This window comes from Okeania hirsuta, assembly GCF_003838195.1.
In the GTDB taxonomy this organism is placed as follows: Bacteria; Cyanobacteriota; Cyanobacteriia; order Cyanobacteriales; family Microcoleaceae; genus Okeania; species Okeania hirsuta.
On record NZ_RCBY01000416.1, the window covers coordinates 1 to 3,636 of the forward strand.

The 3,636-nt window shown below is 38.8% G+C and carries 2 protein-coding genes and 1 riboswitch; both genes read left to right on the forward strand.

Translation table 11 applies throughout. The features are described 5' to 3' along the window. The first annotated feature begins 296 nt into the window (after positions 1 to 296). On the forward strand, positions 297 to 1,541 hold the full coding sequence (locus D5R40_RS31165; protein WP_124155739.1) for a TolB-like translocation protein: 1,245 nt from the start codon (positions 297 to 299) through the stop codon (positions 1,539 to 1,541). 294 nt (positions 1,542 to 1,835) lie between these two features. Continuing rightward, positions 1,836 to 1,982, forward strand: a riboswitch (cobalamin riboswitch). Between the two features lie 656 nt (positions 1,983 to 2,638). Then, entirely contained in the window at positions 2,639 to 3,529 is an 891-nt protein-coding gene (locus D5R40_RS31170) for a calcium-binding protein (RefSeq protein WP_124155740.1), read from the forward strand. Positions 3,530 to 3,636: the final 107 nt, after the last annotated feature.

Below are 3,636 nucleotides of genomic sequence, written 5' to 3' on the forward strand. Positions count from 1 at the left end.
TATTGATTTACAAGCATTATAGTCTAATTTTACCAGTTAAGTTGTGTAAGTCTCATTAGGCAAAATTAATTATAATACTAATTTGAAAAAATAATTTTACGAATAATAAGGGTGAGAAAAATAATTTGAAGGAGATGTCCCTTTGACGAATAAGATAAATTATGAACTAAAAAATGGTATCGAAGCTATTCATTCTGACTCCTGACTCCTAAAAAAATCCCCAGCTATTTGTAGCAAATATTTATCGCGCTTGATATTATTACTAAGTCAATAACATAGACTTTTATTGCCAGATCATGGTTACAAACATTATTCCCCAAACAAACATCGATCGCCTATCTGTAAACTTTCAAGGAAATGAAGGAAATAACTTTTCCATTAATCCCTCTATTTCTGCCGATGGTCGTTATATTGCTTTTGAATCTGCTGCCGATAACTTAGTAATAGGAGATACAAATAACCAAACAGATATTTTCATTACAGACAGACAAACTCAAACTACAGATATTGTTTCGGTAAACTCTTTTGGGTTTGGTGGAAATCTCAATTCTTTTCATCCTTCTGTTTCTGGCGATGGTCGCTTTGTAACCTTTGCTTCTAATGCCACTAATTTAGTGCCAGGAGATAGCAATAATACAACAGATATTTTTCTCAGAGACCTCCTGACTTTTACAACAACAAGAATATCCGTAGATTCTCTAGGCAACCAAAGCAATGCTGCCTCAATAAACCCCACTATTTCTGCTGACGGTCGCTTCATTGCCTTTGAGTCTGATGCCACCAACCTAGTTATGGCAGATATTAACAACGCCAGAGATATTTTTCTACATGATACTCTAACTGGTATGACTAGCCAAATATCTAAAAATTCTCTGGGCGATCGAGCAAATTTCAGTTCTTTCAATCCCGCTATTTCTGCTGACGGTCGCTTTATCGCTTTTGACTCTTTTGCGACTAATATTGTGGCAGGAGATACCAATAATACCAGAGACGTTTTTTGGCACGATACCTTAACTGGGATTACCAGCAGTATTTCAGTAGATGCTTTAGGCAACCAAGGAGATTTCAGTTCCATCAGTCCTTCTATTTCTGCCGATGGTCGCTTTATTGCCTTCGAGTCTAGGGCAACTAATCTAGTACCGGGAGATACCAATGATGCCAGAGATATATTTGTGCGCGATGTACTAAATGGCATCACGACTCGCGTCTCTGTGGATATTTTTGGTAATCAAGTCAGTAGAAGTTCCTTTGCACCGACGATTTCTGGCGATGGTCGGTTTGTAGCTTTTGATTCTTTCGATCCGTTACTGGTGCCTGGGGATAGCAATGGCACTAATGATATATTCGTGCGGGATTTGCTAAATGGTGTCACGACTAAAATATCAGTAAATTATCAGGGGTTAGAAGGAAATTTGACTTCTTTTAATCCAGCGATTTCTGCTTCCGGGGAAGTAGTCGCTTTTGACTCTTTTGCAACTAATTTAGTGGTGGGAGATGCTAATAATAGTCGGGATGTTTTTGTCTGGAGTGAAAATATCTAGTTAGGGTTTGCTGAAAAAATTAGTTGGTGGGGGTAGGACACGGAGACGCGGAGACACGGGGACGCGGAGATGGATAACAGGCAATTGTTTCGGCCATTTTATGTGAATAAATTTTCTTGAATCTCAGCAGAAAAATTCAGTATTTTGAGGTAAATAAGAGCCAATAACTTAGGAGATAAATTGAATACAAAAAGCTCCATTACCGTAAGCTACCTGACTTTTAACTTTATTCAGCAAACCCTAGTTAGCAAAAAAAATTTTGTAAAAGTATTGCATTAATTAAGTAGCTGTGTTTTAATATTGTAATTAATCGGTTCTAATGGAGGCCAGCCGTTAGAGGAAACGGGGAAAGTTCGGTGTAAATCCGTCGCTGTCCCGCAACTGTGATGAGATACTTTATTATCTCTCAGTCAGAATGCCCGCCGATTGAATAGTAACTTTATCAAACATCTGCGAGGTATGGATGATGACTAATATAGTATTGACAAAAAGGGAATTAGCCCTAAATAAGAACCTTTCGCTACAGATATTTAGACAAAGCTTATTTAAACCAAACTCTGGGAAACAGCTACTACTTAAACAGGACTTACGCAAAGGCACTACATAAGGGGCATCGGTGCGTTACGCTAGCGCTAACACACCCTACTAGCGTGTCAAGCTAAAAATGATGTATTAAATTTTTTAGTGTAATTCTTGCTATGACTAAGATTTGGAGAATTTTCCTAAAGCACTATTTCAAGCTTGACGCGCCACTACCAATAGCGTTCATGCGTAAGTCCTATTAAAAAGAAGTAAATTAGCAATTATCTTTTCTTTTGTGGATTTAATACCCCACCATAATCACCGCGCTTAAAATTGCTTGGGGTGGGAATCTCCTCTATGCAATTTTCCCTTTTGCCCTATTCAATAAAAAGAAAAAAATAATAGCTAGAAAGTTGACAAAAAGTGCAAAAAGTGCTTCGGAATCTACTGTTAAAAACATAAAAATAAGTAATAAGAGCAATAGTTAACGGTGGGATTAATAGCGATCGCAACTTCTTTGCTAATACCAAAGCAGTTGCGACAGAAAGTCTTGCATAAATTTCAAAAGAAATAAAATGACAACAATAATAGGAACAGAAAATAGTGAACTCCTCACAGGTAGTTTGGAGGCAGAGGAAATATATGGTTTAGCAGGAGATGACACAATTAATGGTCTCGAAAGTGGAGACTTAATTAGTGGCAACCAAGGCAACGATATTCTCAACGGAAATGCAGGTGGCGACACGCTGCGGGGTGGTAAAGGGAACGATAATATCTCTGGAGACCTTGGCAGCGACAATATTTATGGCGATGTAGGTACAGACACCTTAACTGGGGGAGAGGGTTTCGATAATTTTGTTCTTCAACGACAAAATCAACCACCAACGGGAAACCCAGATATTAACCAAGCAGACTTAATTACTGACTTTAATCTAGAACAAGATGCCATCGGTTTATTAGGAGGAATAACTTTTGAAGACCTCAATATTTTTCAAGGTAGTAATGAACTAGCTGACAGCACCATTATCCAAGATGCAGTCACAGGAGAATTTTTAGCCATCCTCTCAGGTGTTAACAGCAGCGAACTTACCGAAGACCAATTTAGAATATTTGTCCAACAACTCGGACCTTATTCCAGTTCCACCCAAGACCCAGGAAAAATAGATTCTGCCATCCCTGGTTTTATTAGTTCTGAGGGTGAAGGGTTAATCAGACCAGACAGTATTGTTAATCCAAGATTTGCAGCATGGGCAACAGGATTTCAAAATTATTCCCCTGCATCAGGAGTAGATGAAAGATTCCAAACTCCCGAACTAACATTAGAACCTACCGCTATAACAGTTGAAGAAGGAGACAGGAGACAACCCACCCCCAACCCCTCCCAGGAGGGGAGGGGGAGACAGGAGACAGGAGGAAAATTACTTATGGATTCGCTCCCCCAAGTAATGCGTGAACACCCCCGTTGACGGTGGGGTATTAAACCCACAAAGAAAATGATAATTTTATTGATATTGCTTCATATCATGTCCGTTTATATCGTTTGTGTAAACCCAAGGGTGAATATCTACAGGAA

Bases quoted from the DNA above. Each gene is read 5' to 3' on its own strand.
- D5R40_RS31170 (WP_124155740.1), top strand. From the start codon at position 2,639: ATGACAACAATAATAGGAACAGAAAATAGTGAACTCCTCACAGGTAGT.
- D5R40_RS31165 (WP_124155739.1), top strand. From the start codon at position 297: ATGGTTACAAACATTATTCCCCAAACAAACATCGATCGCCTATCTGTA.